We start from the raw sequence: 1,099 nt of genomic DNA on the forward strand, positions 1-1,099 counted from the left end.
GAGAATTTCGTCTTTATCCTTAAAGTAAAGGTAGATGGTCGTTGGCGAATAGCCAATGCGGCGTGCCAGTTTCCGCATGGAAAAATTCCCATAACCATCCAAGGAAAAAATCTCACGAGCCGCCTCAAGAATGTCACGTCGGAACTCTTCTTTTTTTGGGAGACATTTGTCAATCATGTGACCAGCTTAACGGCGTTAAGTAATGCGTTCACAAACTACTAAAACAACGTGTAAGAGTCAATGATTTATTAAACAGCGCATAGTATGACAAAAATTTATTAGAGAGCAGCAGAAAAATGCCGGCAAATAGTAAGGTCTTGCAAAAAATGACAAATACCAAGTTGTTACATGGATTATTCAAAGTGAGAAGACGGGAAAACCTTCCATGCCAGATAAAACAAAGGAGCACCCGCTAGTGCAAGGTGCTCCTACTATTTTCCGCATCATTTGGATATATTATTGTCAGTAGGCATAAAGGACAGAAATATTGGCCTTTTCCTGCGGGTTTGTCTCCCTTTCGGCCCGCACCTCGATCCGGTAGGTGGTGGGAATGGTCAAGCCGCCACCCTCGATATCAGCGGATTCGACGACATTTTCACCTTTGCGCAGGTTCGGCATATCAGCCTTGTCGGTATTTCCTTTGATGGGTGTGCCAACGATTTTCGTGTAGACCTTGTAACCGGTCGGTTGGATAAATTTGCTCGTATCTAGTGTCGATTTGAGCACGAAGGTCATGTCGGGATGGTCTCGGGGATCAAGAGTTTTGCTGCAGCCGGATCCCCAGTTATTCGTGGAATTGTCAAGCTTCTGCTGCAAACAGGACAGGTTTCCCAAGGTCAGACTAAGGTTACTGTTCGAAGCGTAACTTGTCAGGAGTTCCTTAACGCCGGATGTATAGTTGCCGAATATGGCGCTGTTGAGTTTCGGGATAAACTCGTTCACCGAAAAGGATGTGCCGCCATAGGCTGCCTCAAGGACGGTTTTATAGCGTTTTTGCGAGGCCGACATTTGCAGACCGGTTGTCACGTAATATAACAAAAGCATGATAATGGCCAACGAAATCAAGGTCAGCATCAGCGCGGTAATGAGAGCCGCACCC

General features: G+C 46.0%; 1 protein-coding gene. It reads right to left on the reverse strand.

The features are described 5' to 3' along the window. Window positions 1-462: 462 nt before the first annotated feature. The coding region (locus tag NC238_06630) for a hypothetical protein (GenBank protein ID MCM1565613.1) at window positions 463-1,099 on the reverse strand (637 nt) is incomplete at its 5' end.

It is taken from the genome of Dehalobacter sp., assembly GCA_023667845.1.
Taxonomy (GTDB): domain Bacteria; phylum Bacillota; class Desulfitobacteriia; order Desulfitobacteriales; family Syntrophobotulaceae; genus Dehalobacter.